17 protein-coding genes and 1 tRNA gene are annotated in these 17,412 nt (G+C 57.2%); 15 read left to right on the forward strand and 3 right to left on the reverse strand.

What is annotated here, in order from left to right; translation table 11 throughout:
* Positions 1-2 precede the first annotated feature (2 nt).
* The 3 genes from nusB (at position 3) to GGQ73_RS08705 (ending at position 4,081) form a co-directional block, all read left to right on the forward strand.
* The gene (gene nusB / locus GGQ73_RS08695; protein ID WP_183895597.1) at positions 3-503 is read left to right on the forward strand and encodes a transcription antitermination factor NusB; all 501 of its coding nucleotides are present in this window, start codon (positions 3-5) and stop codon (positions 501-503) included.
* Between the two features lie 15 nt (positions 504-518).
* Positions 519-1,742, forward strand: a complete 1,224-nt coding sequence (locus tag GGQ73_RS08700; RefSeq protein WP_183895599.1) for an MFS transporter — start codon at positions 519-521, stop codon at positions 1,740-1,742.
* Between the two features lie 200 nt (positions 1,743-1,942).
* Positions 1,943-4,081, forward strand: coding sequence for a sodium-translocating pyrophosphatase (locus tag GGQ73_RS08705; RefSeq protein ID WP_183895601.1), 2,139 nt, complete (start codon positions 1,943-1,945; stop codon positions 4,079-4,081).
* Positions 4,082-4,151: 70 nt separating this feature from the next.
* On the opposite strand, the gene GGQ73_RS08710 is transcribed toward GGQ73_RS08705, so the two are convergent.
* Positions 4,152-4,691, reverse strand: a complete 540-nt coding sequence (locus GGQ73_RS08710) for an outer membrane protein assembly factor BamE (protein ID WP_174153429.1) — start codon at positions 4,689-4,691, stop codon at positions 4,152-4,154.
* A 228-nt stretch (positions 4,692-4,919) separates the two neighbouring features.
* Between GGQ73_RS08710 and GGQ73_RS08715 the strand changes: the two genes are divergently transcribed.
* The 8 genes from GGQ73_RS08715 to GGQ73_RS08750 all read left to right on the forward strand — a co-directional run bounded on the left by GGQ73_RS08715 (position 4,920) and on the right by GGQ73_RS08750 (position 10,410).
* A complete protein-coding gene (locus GGQ73_RS08715) occupies positions 4,920-5,456 on the forward strand; it encodes a ubiquinol-cytochrome C chaperone family protein (protein WP_234910926.1) in 537 nt (178 codons plus the stop codon).
* Between the two features lie 10 nt (positions 5,457-5,466).
* Positions 5,467-6,030: a YceD family protein gene (locus GGQ73_RS08720; protein WP_183895603.1), complete on the forward strand. Its 564-nt coding sequence runs from the start codon at positions 5,467-5,469 to the stop codon at positions 6,028-6,030.
* Between the two features lie 100 nt (positions 6,031-6,130).
* Complete coding sequence (plsX, locus tag GGQ73_RS08725; protein ID WP_174153427.1) at positions 6,131-7,195, forward strand: phosphate acyltransferase PlsX; 1,065 nt, start codon at positions 6,131-6,133, stop codon at positions 7,193-7,195.
* On the forward strand, positions 7,196-8,167 hold the full coding sequence (locus GGQ73_RS08730) for a beta-ketoacyl-ACP synthase III (RefSeq protein ID WP_174153426.1): 972 nt from the start codon (positions 7,196-7,198) through the stop codon (positions 8,165-8,167).
* Between the two features lie 144 nt (positions 8,168-8,311).
* Positions 8,312-8,650, forward strand: a complete 339-nt coding sequence (locus GGQ73_RS08735) for an integration host factor subunit alpha (RefSeq protein WP_174153425.1) — start codon at positions 8,312-8,314, stop codon at positions 8,648-8,650.
* Positions 8,651-8,811: 161 nt separating this feature from the next.
* Positions 8,812-9,342: a MerR family transcriptional regulator gene (locus GGQ73_RS08740; RefSeq protein ID WP_174153424.1), complete on the forward strand. Its 531-nt coding sequence runs from the start codon at positions 8,812-8,814 to the stop codon at positions 9,340-9,342.
* A 208-nt stretch (positions 9,343-9,550) separates the two neighbouring features.
* On the forward strand, positions 9,551-10,258 hold the full coding sequence (locus GGQ73_RS08745; RefSeq protein WP_183895605.1) for a nuclease: 708 nt from the start codon (positions 9,551-9,553) through the stop codon (positions 10,256-10,258).
* A gap of 66 nt (positions 10,259-10,324) precedes the next feature.
* Positions 10,325-10,410 (forward strand) — tRNA-Leu (locus tag GGQ73_RS08750).
* A 6-nt stretch (positions 10,411-10,416) separates the two neighbouring features.
* On the opposite strand, the gene GGQ73_RS08755 is transcribed toward GGQ73_RS08750, so the two are convergent.
* The gene (locus tag GGQ73_RS08755) at positions 10,417-11,877 is read right to left on the reverse strand and encodes a TrkH family potassium uptake protein (RefSeq protein WP_183895607.1); all 1,461 of its coding nucleotides are present in this window, start codon (positions 11,875-11,877) and stop codon (positions 10,417-10,419) included.
* A 113-nt stretch (positions 11,878-11,990) separates the two neighbouring features.
* Here GGQ73_RS08755 and ilvA point away from each other — a divergent pair, with 113 nt between their 5' ends.
* Entirely contained in the window at positions 11,991-13,241 is a 1,251-nt protein-coding gene (gene ilvA / locus GGQ73_RS08760; RefSeq protein ID WP_183895609.1) for a threonine ammonia-lyase, read from the forward strand.
* A gap of 68 nt (positions 13,242-13,309) precedes the next feature.
* Positions 13,310-13,621 (forward strand): HlyU family transcriptional regulator, encoded by a 312-nt coding sequence (locus GGQ73_RS08765; RefSeq protein WP_183895610.1) that lies wholly within the window; start codon positions 13,310-13,312, stop codon positions 13,619-13,621.
* 69 nt (positions 13,622-13,690) lie between these two features.
* On the opposite strand, the gene GGQ73_RS08770 is transcribed toward GGQ73_RS08765, so the two are convergent.
* Positions 13,691-14,305, reverse strand: a complete 615-nt coding sequence (locus GGQ73_RS08770; protein WP_174153351.1) for an FMN-dependent NADH-azoreductase — start codon at positions 14,303-14,305, stop codon at positions 13,691-13,693.
* Between the two features lie 134 nt (positions 14,306-14,439).
* On the opposite strand from GGQ73_RS08770, the gene GGQ73_RS08775 reads away from it, so the two are divergent.
* Positions 14,440-15,408, forward strand: a complete 969-nt coding sequence (locus GGQ73_RS08775; protein ID WP_183895612.1) for a LysR family transcriptional regulator — start codon at positions 14,440-14,442, stop codon at positions 15,406-15,408.
* 148 nt (positions 15,409-15,556) lie between these two features.
* Positions 15,557-17,392, forward strand: coding sequence for a dihydroxy-acid dehydratase (ilvD, locus tag GGQ73_RS08780; protein WP_183895614.1), 1,836 nt, complete (start codon positions 15,557-15,559; stop codon positions 17,390-17,392).
* The last annotated feature ends 20 nt before the right edge of the window (positions 17,393-17,412 follow it).

Below are 17,412 nucleotides of genomic sequence, written 5' to 3' on the forward strand. Positions count from 1 at the left end.
GCATGAGCAATACCGAGAACGGCTCCGAGCCTCGTCCACCGTCTACCAAGCCCGTCAACCAGCGTGGCGCCGCACGTCTTGCGGCGGTTCAGGCGCTCTATCAGATGGATGTTGGCGGCACCGGTGTCATGGAAGTCGTCGCTGAATACGAGGCTCATCGTCTGGGCCAGGAAGTGGATGGCGAAACCTATCTGAAGGCCGATGCATCCTGGTTCCGCTCCATCGTCGCAGGCGTCGTGCGCGACCAGACGAAGATCGATCCGCTGGTGCGCTCTGCCCTTCAGGAAGACTGGCCGCTGTCGCGTCTCGACACGACCGTCCGGGCAATTCTACGCGCTGGTACGTTTGAGATCATGGAGCGCAAAGACGTTCCCGTTGCGGTCATCGTCACCGAATATGTCGAGATCGCCCGCGCGTTTTTTGAACATGACGAGCCGAAACTCGTCAATGCGGTTCTGGACCGTATTGCCAAGCAGGTCCGAGGCGAAACGAAGCGCGCGTAAACATCAGAGGATGACATGACCGCAGTTTCCGTTACCGGACTTGAGAGCCAGCTGACGGAAGCCAAGCGCAACGTCTTCCTGCTTGCCTTGGCGCAGGCCATCATGGGTTCTGCGGGGCCGCTCAGCTTTTCGGTTGGTGCGCTCGCAGGCTACCAGCTTCTGGGTGCAGACAAGTCGCTTGCGACGGCACCGTTGACAGGTTTCAACATCGGCGTTGCGCTGGGTGCCATCGCCGTTGCTCTTGCCGCCCGTTTTCTCGGTCGCAAGGCTGGTTTCATCGTCGGCGCGCTTCTCTGTTCCATTGGGGGAGGGATTGCAGCGCTGGCGCTCTTCCGCTCCGAATTTTGGCTGTTTGTCGTGGGTTTGATGCTGATCGGCGTGTCCGGTGGCTTCACCCAGAAGATCCGGTTTGCGGCGGCGGATGCCTCGCCTTCCTTTTATAAACCGAAAGCCATCTCGTGGATTTTGGCGGGCGGTGTTATTTCCGCCATTGTCGGACCGCAGCTGGCGATCTTCGGCAAGGACTTGCTGGCACCGGTCACGTTTGCTGGCGCTTTTATCGCCTTCATTCCTCTGGGTCTCGTTGCTGCGGGGATTTTTTCATTTCTGAAGCTGCCTGAACTGCGCAGCACCTCGGTCGCGGATAAGCCGGCAAGGCCGTTGAGAGAGATCGTCACCACACATCGATTCGTCACCGGTATGATGTGCGGCATCGGCACTTACGCTCTGATGACATTCATGATGACAGGCGCGCCGCTTGCCATGGTCATTGGCTGTGGCTTTCCCAGTGAGTTGGCTACGCTTGGCATCCAATGGCACGTGCTGGCCATGTTCGGCCCCAGCTTTTTCACCGGCATGCTGATTTCCCGTTTCGGCGCTGAGAAAATCGTTGCAGCCGGACTTCTCGTTCTCATGGCCTGCGCCGTGGTCGCGCATATGGGCGTGGAGCTCTGGAATTTCTGGGTGGCGCTCATTCTTCTGGGAATGGGATGGAATTTCGGTTTCATCGGCGCGACATCCATCGTTTCATCCAGCTATCGCCCGCACGAAGCAGACAAGGTCCAGGGCTTCCACGATATCGTGCTGTTCGGCACGGTGGCTCTGTCCTCCTTCGCCTCTGGTCAGGTGTTTACGGCGTGGGGCTGGTCAGTCATGAACCTCGTCATCTGGCCGGTCTCCGCCACCTGCCTCCTGCTCATTCTTTTCCTTTTGCTAAAACAAAAGCAAAAACCGCTCTGAATCAGTGTGATTAAGATTTCCCGCAATCATCTTCGGGCTTGACGCGACGTGTTTCGCCAACGCATCCTCGCAATGCAAGCCGTTTATCCTTGGAGGGGAATAGGCGGCTTACCTTGGCGTAAGGATCAAACTTCCTTGCGCCCCGCATGGTTTCGCTCGCCGGGAAGGGAGAGAGCCCGGCACATTGGAGGTAAGTGCGAATGACCGTCATTGCATTGGTAATTTTATGCGGTGTCCTGTCCGTGATATACGCGGTATGGGCAACGAAAAGCGTTCTGGATGCCGATCAGGGCAGCGAACGCATGCAGGAAATCGCAGGCTATATCCGTGAGGGCGCGCAGGCGTATCTCACCCGTCAATATTTTACCATCGCAATCGTCGGTATCATCGTTGCAGCGGCGGTCTGGTTCTTTCTGTCGCCGGAAGCTTCTATCGGTTTCATCATAGGCGCTGTTCTGTCCGGCGTTGCAGGCTTCATCGGCATGCATGTCTCGGTGCGCGCCAATCTGAGGACTGCGCAGGCTGCCTCTCATAGTCTGGCTGCAGGCCTCGACATCGCGTTCAAGTCCGGTGCCATCACCGGCATGCTGGTGGCGGGTCTTGCTCTGCTGGGCGTTTCCATCTACTACCTCGTGCTGACGGCAGGGCTTGGCCACGCAACCGGTTCGCGCCAAGTCATCGACGCCCTCGTTTCACTGGGTTTCGGTGCATCGCTGATTTCCATCTTTGCCCGTTTGGGCGGTGGTATCTTCACAAAGGGCGCTGATGTCGGCGGTGATCTTGTCGGCAAGGTCGAAGCGGGTATTCCCGAAGACGACCCGCGCAACCCCGCCACCATCGCCGACAATGTCGGCGACAATGTCGGCGATTGCGCAGGGATGGCAGCAGACCTGTTCGAGACCTATGCCGTGTCCGTGGTTGCCACCATGGTTCTTGCGGCTATCTTCTTTGCCGGTGCGCCAGTGCTCGAAAGCGCCATGCTCTACCCCTTGGCGATCTGCGCGGTTTGCGCCCTGACCTCGATTGCAGGCACGTTCTTCGTCAAGCTCGGCACCAACAATTCCATCATGGGTGCGCTCTATAAGGGGCTGATCGCGACGGGCGTCTTCTCCGTCGGTGGTCTTGCCATTGCCACATCGCTGACCATCGGCTGGGGCTCCATTGGCACCGTGGCCGGTCGGGACATCACCGGCGTCAACCTGTTTCTGTGCGGCATCGTCGGTTTGCTCGTCACCGCTCTGATCGTGGTGATTACCGAGTATTACACCGGGACCAACAAGCGCCCGGTCAATTCCATCGCGCAAGCTTCCGTCACGGGTCATGGCACCAACGTCATTCAGGGGCTTGCCGTTTCGCTGGAATCGACCGCCCTGCCTGCCATCGTCATCGTGGGCGGGATCATCTCGACGTATCAACTCGCCGGCCTCTTCGGAACCGGCATCGCCGTCACGGCCATGATCGGTATCGCCGGCATGATCGTTGCGCTCGATGCGTTTGGTCCTGTTACGGATAATGCGGGCGGCATTGCCGAAATGGCGGGGCTCGATCCCGATGTGCGCAAGGCCACCGACGCGCTGGATGCGGTTGGCAATACGACCAAGGCCGTCACAAAGGGTTACGCTATCGGATCGGCGGGGTTGGGTGCGCTCGTGCTGTTTGCCGCCTACTCCAATGACCTCTCCTATTTTGCCGCCAATGGCGATCTCTATCCGTACTTCAAGGACATCGGGGACATCTCGTTCAGCCTCGCCAATCCCTACGTGGTCGCAGGTTTGATCTTCGGTGGTATGATTCCCTATCTCTTCGGCGGCATCGCCATGACCGCCGTCGGCAAGGCGGCAGGCTCTATCGTCGAAGAAGTGCGCCGCCAGTTCCGCGAAAAGCCGGGTATCATGGAGGGCACGGAAAAGCCCGATTACGGCCGTGCCGTGGATATTCTTACCAAAGCGGCGATCCGGGAGATGGTCATTCCTTCGCTGCTGCCTGTTTTGGCGCCGCTCGTCGTCTACTTTGGTGTGTTGCTGATTTCAGGCTCCAAGGCGTCGGCCTTTGCCGCTCTCGGCGCGTCTCTGCTGGGCGTGATCATCAACGGCCTCTTCGTTGCCATCTCCATGACATCGGGTGGTGGTGCCTGGGACAATGCCAAGAAGAGCTTCGAAGACGGCTTCATCGACAAGGACGGGGTAACGCATCTCAAGGGTTCTGAGGCGCACAAGGCGTCGGTTACCGGCGATACGGTTGGCGATCCCTACAAGGATACAGCCGGTCCCGCCGTGAACCCGGCCATCAAGATCACCAACATCGTGGCATTGCTGCTGCTGGCTGTTCTGGCTCACTGAACAGGATCAAACGAAAAAGCCCGCGAGAATAAATCTCGCGGGCTTTTTTGCATTTGGTTTGTCTCTGAGATCAGAAACCGCTGCCGCTGTCGCCGCTCTGGCCCAGAATGCTCTTTGCAATGCCGGCACCGGCTGTTCCGCCAGACAGAAGCTGTTGCAGGAAGGTGAGGTCCTTGCCACCCGTCGGTGTTGTGCGGGAAATCGTATCGAAAACCTTGCCGTCCTGAAGCGTGTAGTTTGCCTTTTGTGAAACGACGCCGTTCTTATCGAAGTAGATCGCGAGAATGCTCTGCTCGACCAGCTTCGGCTTCATGAAGGCCGCCTTGCGAACGCGTTTCTGGGAGATGTAGTAAAACACCTCATTGCCGAAAGTCGCTGTCGTGGAGGGCGTGCCCATCGTCAGCAAAACCTGTTCGCGGCTGGATCCCACAGGAATAAGCTGGAGCGACTGCTCGTCGGCCACATAACCGTTATGGAAAACGTCGGTGGTGCTGGAGCAGGCCGTCAGAAGGCTGGATGCGACGATGATCGCAACGGCGGTCTTGCTGAGAAACTTGGCCTGCGTTCCGGATTTCTGCTTACTCACCTGCGTTTCCCCGACTGCGATCATGAATGGCACCTTCCGGCATTGCGTGTTGCACCGTTTCTGTACACACGATTATGTCAATCCGGGGACAGGAATTCCCCGTTTTCCAAAGGAATGCAATGGTTGGCCGATGATCAACGTGATCTGAACGGCATTGCAATTCTCGGATGCTTCGGTAAACCAGCTTTGGCAATCATGCAACAAGTGCAATGGGCGAGACGCGATTTCGTCGATCAATATTCGGAAATTTCGATGGTGTTCGGCCTTTTCAAAAAGAAAAACAACAATCAGGCCATCGTCGACAGGCAATACACGACCTTGACGACGGCAGCGCGCCATCCCGATTTTTATCTTCACCTTGGTGTGCCCGATACGGTCATGGGACGTTTCGAGCTTCTGGCCATCGTCATGATTCTGTATTTTCGGCGGATGAAGACTGCCACCACCAGCGGGCAGGAGATTGCGCAAGAGATCATCGACGCCTTTTTTCAAGACCTCGATCATTCCATGCGTGAGCTTGGTATTGGTGACCAAGGCGTCCCCAAACGCATGAAGAAGTTCGCCGGTATGTTCTATGGACGACTCGAAGCATACGCTGCAGCGCTTGATACTTCAGATGCAACAGCCCTTGCCGCAGCCCTTGTGCGCAATATATACCCCCAAGCTGAAGCGTCCTCGCCCGACATGCGGGGACTTGCCAATTGGATGATGGCGGCCGCCGATGCACTGGCTGAGCAATCGGAAGAAATGATCGCGACTGGACGCGTTACGCTGCCTGCCCCGATTTGAAGAGGTTTTAATGAATTCGCAACACCCGGCTAATGACGACGTTCCTTTTTCCTATCTCGTTAAGGTAGGTCATATTTCCGCCAATCCCGTCAGGATTGGTCTCACGGCAAGTCCTGAAGAACTTTTGGGGCTCGCCAGATTGTGGGATGTCGTATCCGTCGAAACGTTGAAAAGCGAATTGCAGGTCACCCGTTGGAAAAGGGACGGCTTGAAGATCACCGGTGATGTGCATGTGGCTTTGACGCAGGCATGCGTTGTCACACTGGAGCCGGTTGCGGGTGTTATCAATGAGAAGATTGATCAGATATTTGTGCCTGAGGGTTCCAAGCTTGCGCGGATGTTAACCGACGATAAGGGTGAAATCGTTCTTGATCCAGATGGCCCGGATATTCCAGACCAGTTCACTGGCGACACGATCGATGTCGGCGTCGTGGTTGCAGAGTTCGCAGCGCTTGCCATCGATCCTTACCCGCGCAAACCGGATGTGGATTTTGCACAATTTGGAGACGATAAGCTTGTGGACGACAAAAAGCCATCGCCCTTCGCAGTGCTGAAGGATTGGAAAAAAGACTGAATCCGGTTGGATATGTCCAATAATTCAGTTGTAAGAGAGCGCGGAAACGGTATTTTCGCGCAAAATTCCACCGCGCAGCGGTAAGAAGGATCAGGGACGAGTGATCAGAATAGCAATTGACGTCATGGGCGGAGATTTTGGCCCTGATGTTGCCATCCCGGGTGCTGCCAAGGCACTGGAGCGGCATACCGATGTCGCCGTTCTGCTCTATGGGCAGAAGGCCATATGTGAACCTATTCTCGCGCAATTTCCTACGCTTCGGGACAGATCGCAATTTTTCGATTGTGAAGTGTCTGTCACCATGGACGAGAAGCCTAGCCAGGCTTTGCGCCGGGGCCGTTACGTGTCGAGCATGTGGCGCGCCATCGAAGCTGTGAAGGTCGGTGAGGCCGATGTCGTCGTGTCTGCCGGCAACACCGGTGCTCTGATGGCCATGGCGAAATTCTGCCTTCGCACCATGGCTCGGGTCGAGCGTCCTGCCATTGCCGGCATATGGCCCACGACACGGGGCGAAAGCATCGTTCTCGACGTGGGCGCAACGATTGGTGCGGACTCACAGCAACTGCTCGACTTCGCGATCATGGGCGGCGCCATGGCCCGTGCACTTTTCGATATCGACCGTCCGACGGTTGGCCTTCTTAATGTTGGGACCGAAGAGGTGAAGGGTCAGGAAGAAGTCCGCGAGGCGGGCCGCCTGATCCGTGAAGCCGATCTCGGCACCATCGACTATCGCGGCTTTGTAGAAGGCAACGACATTGGCAAGGGTACGGTCGATGTGGTGGTGACCGAAGGCTTTACGGGCAACATTGCCTTGAAGGCGGCCGAAGGCACAGCCCGGCAGATCAACACGCTGCTCCGCGAAGCGATTTCCCGCAGCTTCATCGCCAAGATCGGCTACATTCTCGCAAAAAGCGCATTTGATGCGCTGCGCGACAAGATGGACCCAAGGAAGGTCAATGGCGGCGTGTTCCTTGGATTGAACGGCATTGTGATCAAGAGCCATGGCAGTACGGATGCGATGGGCTTCGCCTCTGCGATCGATGTCGGTTACGATATGGCCCATAATGGTCTGACGGCTAAAATAGAAAATGATTTGAAAGCATACCACGCAAGACGTCTGCCGCCTCCGGCACCCGAAGCGCTCGTGGTTGATGAGGAAATTTAGATGATCCGCTCGATTATACGAGGTTACGGTGCAGCGCTGCCGAAGCGCGTCATGACGAACCAGGACATTGAAGCGATCGTCGAGACTACCGATGAGTGGATCGTCCAGCGCACCGGCATCAAGCAGCGTTACATCGCAGGCGAGGGCGAGACGACATCGTCACTTGGCGAACTTGCAGCGCGTGCAGCCCTTGAGAACGCCGGTATCCAGCCGGACGAAATCGATCTCATCATCGTGGCGACATCGACGCCGGACAATACGTTTCCGGCCACTGCGGTCAACATCCAGAACCGTCTCGGTATTACCAGCGGCTTTGCGTTTGATGTTCAGGCCGTCTGTTCCGGTTTCGTCTATGCCATGGCAACGGCAGACCTTTATATTCGCGGCGGCATGGCAAGGCGCGTTCTGGTCATTGGCGCTGAAACCTTCTCTCGCATTCTCGATTGGACCGACCGCACGACCTGCGTCCTGTTCGGCGATGGTGCGGGGGCCGTCGTCCTTGAAGCGGGTGAGGGCGAGGGCAAGACCTCTGATCGTGGTATTCTGACCTCCAACCTGCGTTCTGACGGTTCCCACAAGGACAAGCTCTATGTCGATGGCGGGCCGTCCACGACAGGCACTGTCGGCCACCTGCGCATGGAGGGCCGCGAGGTTTTCAAACACGCTGTCGGCATGATCACGGATGTGATTGAGGCTGCATTCGAAGCGACCGGCACAACTGCGGATGACCTCGACTGGCTGGTGCCGCATCAGGCAAACCGCCGCATCATCGACGGTTCGGCGAAAAAGCTCGGCATTCCCAACGAAAAAGTCGTCATAACAGTCGATCAGCATGGCAACACGTCAGCGGCTTCCATTCCGCTCGCGCTGGCCGCGGCGGCGTCAGATGGCCGCATCAAAAAGGGCGATCTGGTTATGCTGGAAGCCATGGGTGGTGGTTTCACCTGGGGCGCCGTTCTGCTGCGCTGGTAAAGTTTGGTTTATGAAGGCCGGTAAACCATTGCCACTATTAATGGAAATGCCTAAACGATTCCGGAAACTTTGCTTGACCGGTTGCAACAAGGGCAATAATCTCTGAGCGGTTCAGCAAAATAAAAGAGAGCGGTGCGGGGAAATATGGCCGGGAAAACAGTGACACGTGCGGATCTAGCCGAGTCTGTGTTTCGAAAAGTGGGGCTGTCCCGAACCGAATCCGCCGAACTGGTTGAAACTGTCATCGACGAAATCTGCAACGCGATCACGCGTGGTGAGGTTGTAAAGCTCTCTTCCTTCGCAACGTTTCAGATCCGCGAAAAGAACGAGCGCATCGGCCGCAACCCTAAGACGGGCGAAGAGGTGCCGATTTCTCCTCGCCGTGTCATGACGTTCAAGGCGTCCAATGTGCTCAAGCAGCGCATTCTCAAGGCGCACGCAGCCCGCAAGGCCAAACAGAAGCCTCAAAAACCCGGCGCCTAAATTTTCACTTGTGTTCCCGCGGACGTTCCAAACGCACAGATTCCCATCTTCTTGTGAAAACAGTTGAATTTCAACCGGCAAGCCGTTGAAATAAGGCCGATTCGCATCATACCGTGCATCGTGTTTTTGAATCCTGACTTTGGTTTGGATTGGAGTTGATCTTGGATAAAAGCCCCGACGCGTTTCGAACGATTAGTGAAGTTGCAGACGATCTTGATCTGCCGCAACACGTCCTGCGCTTTTGGGAAACGCGTTTTCCGCAGATCAAGCCCATGAAGCGCGGCGGTGGCCGGCGCTATTATCGCCCTGATGATGTCGACTTGCTGAAAGGTATTCGCCATCTTCTTTACGACCATGGCTATACGATCAAGGGCGTACAGAAGCTGTTGAAGACGAATGGCAACCGCTTCGTTTCGGCGATTGCATCGGGCGATATGGCGACGATGGAAGCCATTATGGCCGCAAGCGGGGAGACTGCGGAGCCACGTGTTGCGGGTGCAGAGGACGACGAGGTTGTCGGCCGTCCCAAGGCAAAGCCGAGCGGCCGCTTTTTCGGCTTTGGCGGTGCCGGAGACGACACCCCGGAAATCTCCATCGGCAAGTCCAGCATCAGCAAGGATGACCGCGCACTTCTGCAAGAAGCTCTGTTTGATTTGCTGGAATGCAAGCGGTTGCTCGATCAGGTGCGTTGACGTTCGCCTAGCGCTTGTGGATAACCGAGCTTTGATCCGCAATTATTTCAAATGCCAACCTTTCAGAAACTCCTTGGGCCGATAATGCGCTTCCAGGCACGTTTCGTGAGCCGCAGTGCGGTTTACGAGAAGTCATGCGTTAAAAAGCGAATTCAAGGCCCGTTGCGCAACCATGTCCGCAGCGTGTCGTAGACCAAGGAGTTTCGCCATGAGCAAGAGAAAACCCACCACCCGCCGCCGCTCTTCCGCCAAATCCGGCGGTTCAGGCGTATGGTCCTGGATGTTGCTTTTCGGCGTTGCGATTGGCGGAATTCAGGTCTACGAGCACCGCGATAGTCTTCTGCCGCAACTCAAAGGGACAGTGGCCTCCGTCTCTAAGACGATTTCACCAACTTCCAGACCCGCAACACGCGAAGTTGCCTCTGAGCGGCCGAAAGCAGCACCGACGCAGACCGTCGCGCTTCCTGCCAGTGGGGCTCCTATTCCACCTCGCGCTATTGCCATGCCATCGGGTTCATCGGCAACGCAGATGGCATCCGCGACCCTGCCTGCGCCGCGCCCACAGGTGCAGACCGTGTCTTTGACGGAGAAGCCGGGCACATTCGCGTTTTGCGGCCGCTCCGGCCTTAATAATTGTGTGGCTGATGGCAACACCTTCTGGATGAAGGGGGTAAAGATGAAGCTTTCGGGCATCGATGTGCCGAACACCGATCAGGCTCGCTGCCTTGAGGAACGTCAGAAGGGGTTCACCGCCAAGGTGCGCTTGCGCGACATGCTCAATGCTGGCGGCTTCCAGGTCGCATCTGCAGGCGGCGCGTCCACCTTGTCCAGATCAGGGGTGTCATTCGCCGACCAACTCGTTCGCGAGGGTCTGGCGCGTCGGGCCGGTGCTGCAAGCCAGTCCTGGTGTGGCTGAAATCACAATCGAGCTCATCACCCCCGGTTGACCACAGCCGCCTGCGCTGTGTAGATAAAACCGCAAGCGGACGTGGCGGAATCGGTATACGCAGCAGACTTAAAATCTGCCGGCCCATGGTCTTGCGGGTTCAAGTCCCGCCGTCCGCACCAGTTTTCTCAACCCTTCCAGAACAACGGCATCAGCAGCACAAGCACGGTCAATATTTCCAGACGTCCAAGCAGCATCATCACCGATAGCAGGTAGAGCGCAGGGTCACTGATGGTGGAGAAGTTGCCTGCGGGACCAATGATGGGGCCGATCCCGGGGCCGACATTGCCGAGCGCGGTGGCGACGGCGGAGGTTGCTGTCAGGAAGTCGTAGCCCATCGCGCTCATGGCGAGGCTGCCGCCGATCCACAGCGCGATGAAGCAACTGATGAACAGAAACACGTTGCGGATGGTTTCGGCATCCATGATTTGGTTTCCGTAGCGAACGGAATAGACGGCGTCGGGGTAGAGCAGCTTTTTCAAGCCGGTTTTGACCACGTTGAACACGATGACGAATCGGTAGGCCTTGATACCGCCTGCGGTGGAGCCGGAACAGCCGCCCATAAAGGTGGCAAAGAAAGCGACGACCACCACGAAGGGTCCCCACAGCGTGTAATCGTCGCTGGCAAAGCCGCCGGTGGACAGGATCGATGTCATGTTGAAGAAGGAATGGCTGAGCGCGATGTCGAGCGGCACGCCATTGGTCACGTGGTGATAGATGCCGACCGCGAGCGAGATTGCGCAGAGGTAGCCGATGAACACGCGGATTTGCGGATCGTGAAGAATGTCCAGCCGACCACGGATCGCCAGCAGGATCATGACTGAAAAGGGCAGGCTTCCGAGAATGAGGAAGAAGGTCGCGATCCACAGCAGCGCGACGTTATCGCCGAAAAAGGCGAAAGATGCATCATGAGTGGAAAAGCCGCCGGTGGCGATGGCAGACATCGCGTGGTTCAGGGCGTCGAAATGCGTCATGCCAGCGAAATCGAAAGCGATAGTGCACGCAAGCGTCATCACCACATAAATGCCGACGAAGGCTTTGGTGAAACTGGCCAGCCGCGCAAAGGGCCGGTCATTCGCGGTGTCGGATGATTCCATGCGGAAAAACGTCATGCCGCCGACGCGCAACAGCGGCAAAATGAAGAGGCCAAGCGCAACGATACCGATACCGCCAAGCCAGCACAGCAGCGAACGCCAGATGAGAATGCCCTGGGGTGCATTGTCCAGCCCGGAAATGACTGTCGAACCGGTGGTGGTGATGGCCGAGATCGATTCGAACAGCGCTTGTGCAAATGTCAGCCCGAGTTCGGAGAGATAGAGTGGCACGGCGCCAATCAGCGAGAAGACGAGCCAGAGAACGTTGACCAGTAGAAAACCGAACCTTTTGTTGAAGGTCGGCATCGGCGCACGGGTGGCAAACGCGCAGGCAAGCGCCAGCCCGCCGCACATGAAGCCGGATATGGCAAAGACTGCCCAGTCATTGTTTCCGTAATAGAGATCGGTCATGGCGGGCACAAACATCGCCGTCGCCATGTAGAGCCCGAAGATCGACGCGATATAGAGGACTGCGCGCAAAAGGTTGCTGTTCAATAAATGGAACCTTGATTGAGGGAAGCGTACCGAAGTTGCGCAAAGAGTCTTTGTAACATGCGTTTTCCTATGGCATAGCGGGTGCCATCGTGAAATTCAATGGATTGAAAATCGTGGATAAAGTGCTTGTAGAGGCCGCAAGGCGGGAAGTTCGGGAATTGTTTCCCGAAACGCCGTTGCAGTTGAATGAACATCTGAGCCGCCGGTATGGAGCCGAGATCTGGCTGAAGCGTGAAGATCTCACGCCTGTTCGTTCCTACAAGATCAGAGGCGCGTTCAATTTTCTCCGCAAGGCCGTCGCCACCACGGGCAAAGACAGGATTTTCGTGTGCGCGTCGGCTGGCAACCACGCGCAGGGTTTTGCCTTCGCATGCCGCCATTTCGGTGTGCATGGCGTTGTCTTCATGCCAGTGACGACACCGCAACAGAAGATCGACAAGACCCGCATCTTCGGTGGCGAGTTCATCAAGATCAGGCTGATCGGCGATATATTCGACCAATGCTACGCGGCGGCCCGCAAGCATGTCGAAGAGACCAATGGCTACATGGTCTCGCCGTTTGACCATAAGGACATCATCGAAGGGCAGGCGACGGTTGCTGCCGAGATCGTCGATCAGTTGCCGGACGATGTCGCGCCTGACATGGTCATCATGCCCGTTGGCGGCGGCGGCCTTGCCTCCGGCATGACGGGTTTCCTGACTGGGAAGGTGGCCAGCGAAAACTTCATTTTCTGCGAGCCGGTCGGCGCGCCAAGCCTCAAGAAAAGCCTTGAGGTGGGTCACGCCGTCACGGTCGCCAACGTCGATAACTTCGTGGACGGTGCCGCCGTAGCGCGCATTGGCGATCTCAATTTCGAGGCGTTGCAGCATTTCCCCGCGGATCAGGTCGAACTCGTTCCGGAAAATGCCATCTGCGTGACGATGATCGAGATGCTCAATCTTGAAGGTCTGGTGCTGGAGCCTGCCGGTGCGCTTTCGATTGCCGCGCTGGAACAGCTCGGTCGGGAGAAGCTGGAGGGCAAGCGCGTGATCTGCGTTGTGTCAGGCGGCAATTTCGATTTCGAGCGTCTGCCGGACGTGAAAGAACGGGCCATGCGTTACACCGGCGTGAAGAAATACTTCATTCTGCGCCTGCCGCAGCGCCCCGGCGCCCTGCGCGATTTCCTCAATCTTCTGGGACCCGATGATGACGTGGCGCGTTTTGAATATCTCAAGAAGTCCGCACGCAACTTCGGCTCTATTCTGATCGGCATCGAAACCACGCAGCCCGAGAATTTCAGCGGTCTGTTTGAGCGTCTCGAAGAGGCCGGGCTGGGATATGAGGATATCACCGAAAACGACATCCTCGCCAATCTCATCATCTGATGGCGGTAAATGATCAGGCAGGGTGGTTTTTGAACTATGCTGCGGACAGGAAACCAGGAAGGTAGACCATGGCTTCATTCTTCTCGAAACTTTTTTCCGCGTTCGGCTCGTCTCCATCGGATGACGCGCAAAAGAAGACCGAACCGTCAGAGGGGCATCCTTACAAGGATTTCATCATCTGCGCGACGCCGATGAAAGAGGGCGGGCAATTCCGCCTTGCGGGACGAATCGAAAAGACGGTGGGCGACGAAACCCTGGTGCATGAATTTGTGCGTGCCGATGTCTTCACCAGCCATCAAGATGCTGTCGATTTTGCAGTGCGCAAGGCACAGCTGATCATCGATCAGAGTGGTGCGACGCTGTTTGCGGATAAAAAATAACGGCCGCGAGAAATTCGCGACCGTTATGAGACAGTGATGACGGCGGCGCTGCGAAAGCGCCGCTTTTTATCACGCAGCCTTGGCCAGTTCTTCGACCTTGGCGGAAGCAGCGGCAAGCGCTTTTTCCGCGGCTTCCGGACCGAAGGCCAGACCTTCGATGCGAACGACTTCAACGTCGGTCATGCCCATAAAGCCCAAAACGGTCTTGAGGTAAGGAACAGCGTGCTCCAGCGGTGCTGCTGGACCTTCGGAGTAGACGCCAGCAGACGCCAGAACGATGTAAACCTTCTTGCCGGTTGCAAGGCCGACAGGGCCAGACTCCGTGTAGGTGAAGGTCAGGCCAGCCCGCGCAACGACGTCGATCCAAGCCTTCAGGCCGGAATAGATGTTGAAGTTGATGAGGCCAGTACCAATCACGATCGTGTCGGCTTCGAGCAGTTCTGCGACGCGCTCCTCGGAATTTCTGGCAGCTTCTGCCTCTTCCGCGTTGCGATCAGCTGGTGCCTTGCGAATGGCCGCGGTGGTCACTGTGTCGAGATGTTTGATCGGGTTCTGGCCGAGATCGAGGTGGGTGATCGTGCCGTTCGTCTGTTCCTGAAGTTTGGCTGCGAGGTCGCCAGCAAACTTGTTGGACAGCGACTCGTCAGCGCGTGGGCTAGAGGTAATGAGAAGAATTTTCGACATTTGAAATATCCTATATCAATTCTGAAGGTCGGATGGGGCAGGGGAAACCGATCGTTGAAGCTTGTATCGTCCAATGTTGTCATCTAGAAAACCGTGATAATATGGAAGCTACCTATCGAAAAACTGGATGGACCATGGAAGCCAACCCGACGCTGGACCAATTGCAGGTGTTTCTTTCCGTTGCCGAAACGGGCAGCTTTTCGGCGGCGTCTCGGGCCTTGAACCGGGCGCAATCGGTCGTCAGCTACAGCATCGCCAATCTCGAGACACAGCTCGAGGTTACCCTTTTCGAGCGCAACGGCGTTCGCCAGCCGAAGCTGACCGAAGAAGGGGCGGCGATGCTGGAACATGCGCGCCGCATCGTCGCCGGTCTTCAGGATTTGAGAGCCCGCGCCAAAGGTTTGAAGCAGGGGCTGGAAGCGGAAGTGACGCTTGCCATCAGCACCATGGTGCCTGCGGAGGCCGTGGTGGCGGTGCTTCGCGATTTCAGGGAGCAATTTCCCACTGTCGCGCTGAATCTGAGTGTCGGCGAACTGGGCATGGTCATGGAGATGGTGCTGAACCGCAAGGCGGGCATCGGCATCGGTGGTGCCATGTTCCATCAGGATGACGGACTGGTTATCGACAAGGTGGGTCACTCCTTTATGATCCCGGTTGCAGCCGCTGATCATCCTCTGGTGCTTTTGAACCGGCCGTTGACGCTTGTGGATGTGCGTGAGGAAGTGCAACTCGTGGTGACCGACGCGTCGGGCCTGACCAAAGGCAAGGACTTCAACGTTCTGTCCTACAAGAAGTGGCGCGTCAGCGATATCGCAACCAAATATCAGTTGATCAAAGGTGGTCTCGGCTGGGGTGGGCTTCCGGCCTCTGTGGTTCGTGATGATATCATCAATGGTGATCTGAAAGCGCTGGAGCTCGATTCCTATGAAGGCGGCGAATACCCGCTTTATGCTCTGCGCAAAGCTGACACGCCCTGTGGCCCGGCGGCGACATGGCTGGTGGATGCGTTTCAGCAACGCCTGTCCCAGTGCCCTGACAATCAAAAATTTCTCGCGCAGCTTACACTGAGCCGAGGGGCCGGTCTTCGTGACGCAGCGGAGTAAACCGTACCGTACCGGACCGTACTGTTTTGCCGCAAGGTGACAGTGACAGGTGGGCGGCTTTGGGGTAGAAGCCTTGCAAAAGCGAAGAGTGGGGCTGATTGCCTTACAGGACAAAACCTTCGTGTGAGAAAAATCGAGGAATAAGCAGATGCCAGTTTATCGCTCCAGAACGACAACCCACGGCCGCAACATGGCCGGTGCGCGCGGCCTTTGGCGCGCCACCGGTATGAAGGATGGCGATTTCGGCAAGCCGATTATCGCGGTGGTCAACTCGTTCACGCAGTTCGTGCCCGGCCACGTCCACCTGAAGGACCTCGGTCAACTGGTGGCGCGCGAAATCGAAGCTGCTGGTGGTGTTGCCAAGGAATTCAACACCATTGCGGTCGATGACGGCATCGCCATGGGCCATGATGGGATGCTTTATTCGCTGCCATCGCGTGAAATCATTTCCGACAGCGTCGAATACATGGTCAATGCGCACTGCGCCGACGCGATGGTCTGCATCTCCAATTGCGACAAGATCACTCCTGGCATGCTGAGTGCCGCCATGCGCCTCAATATCCCTGCGGTTTTCGTATCCGGTGGACCGATGGAAGCGGGCAAGGTGGTTCTGCATGGCAAGACCGTTGCGCTCGATCTGGTGGACGCGATGGTCGCAGCAGCCGACGACAAGATGACTGATGAGGAAGTCGATACCATCGAGCGCGCTGCCTGTCCGACCTGTGGCTCATGCTCCGGCATGTTCACTGCCAATTCCATGAACTGTTTGACGGAAGCACTGGGCCTGGCTTTGCCCGGCAACGGTTCCACGCTCGCCACACACTCGGACCGCAAGCGCCTGTTCGTTGAGGCCGGTCACCTGATTGTCGATCTGGCCCGCCGCCATTACGAGCAGGATGACTATACCGTCCTGCCGCGCTCCATCGCGACCAAGGCAGCATTCGAGAACGCCATCGCGCTGGATATTGCCATGGGTGGCTCCACCAATACCGTGTTGCATATCCTGGCCGCGGCCCATGAGGGCGGAGTCGACTTTACCATGGAAGACATCGACCGCATGTCGCGCCGGGTGCCATGCCTGTCCAAGGTCGCGCCTGCCAAGAGCGATGTGCATATGGAAGACGTCCACCGCGCAGGGGGCATCATGCGTATTCTGGGTGAGCTGGACCGCGGTGGCCTCATCAACCGCGATTGCTACACCGTGCATGAACCGACGCTGGGCGATGCCATCGACCGGTGGGACATTACCCGCACCAACAGCGAGACCGTGCGCCAGTTCTTCAAGGCCGCCCCCGGTGGCGTGCCGACGCAGGTTGCCTTCAGCCAGTCCTCGCGCTGGGATGAGCTGGATACCGACAGCGACAACGGCGTCATTCGCTCCGTCGAAAAGCCGTTTTCCAAGGATGGCGGTCTGGCTGTGCTTTACGGCAATATCGCTTTGGATGGCTGCATTGTGAAGACGGCAGGCGTTGACGAGTCGATCCTGAAATTCAATGGCGTTGCTGTTGTTTACGAAAGCCAGGACGCTGCGGTGAAGGGCATTCTGTCCAACGAAGTGAAGGCAGGCGATGTCGTTGTTATCCGCTACGAAGGCCCCAAGGGCGGTCCGGGCATGCAGGAAATGCTCTATCCCACCAGCTACCTCAAGTCCAAGGGTCTTGGCAAAGCCTGTGCTTTGATCACCGATGGTCGCTTCTCCGGCGGCACATCGGGGCTCTCCATCGGCCATGCGTCGCCTGAAGCGGCGCAGGGCGGCGCTATCGGCCTTGTGCGCAACGGTGACGCCATCGAGATCGACATCCCCAACCGCACGATCAACCTCAAGGTTCCCGATGCCGAAATGGCGTCTCGTCGTGCAGAGCAGGATCAGTTGGGCTGGAAGCCAGCCGAACAGCGCAAGCGCAACGTGACAACGGCTCTCAAAGCCTACGCTGCTTTCGCGTCCAGCGCGGATAAGGGCGCCGTGCGTATTCTGCCTGAATAAGGTTTACCCTTGCACGTCAT

The sequence above is a fragment of the Rhizobium skierniewicense genome, assembly GCF_014196515.1.
Classification (GTDB): Bacteria; Pseudomonadota; Alphaproteobacteria; order Rhizobiales; family Rhizobiaceae; genus Agrobacterium; species Agrobacterium skierniewicense.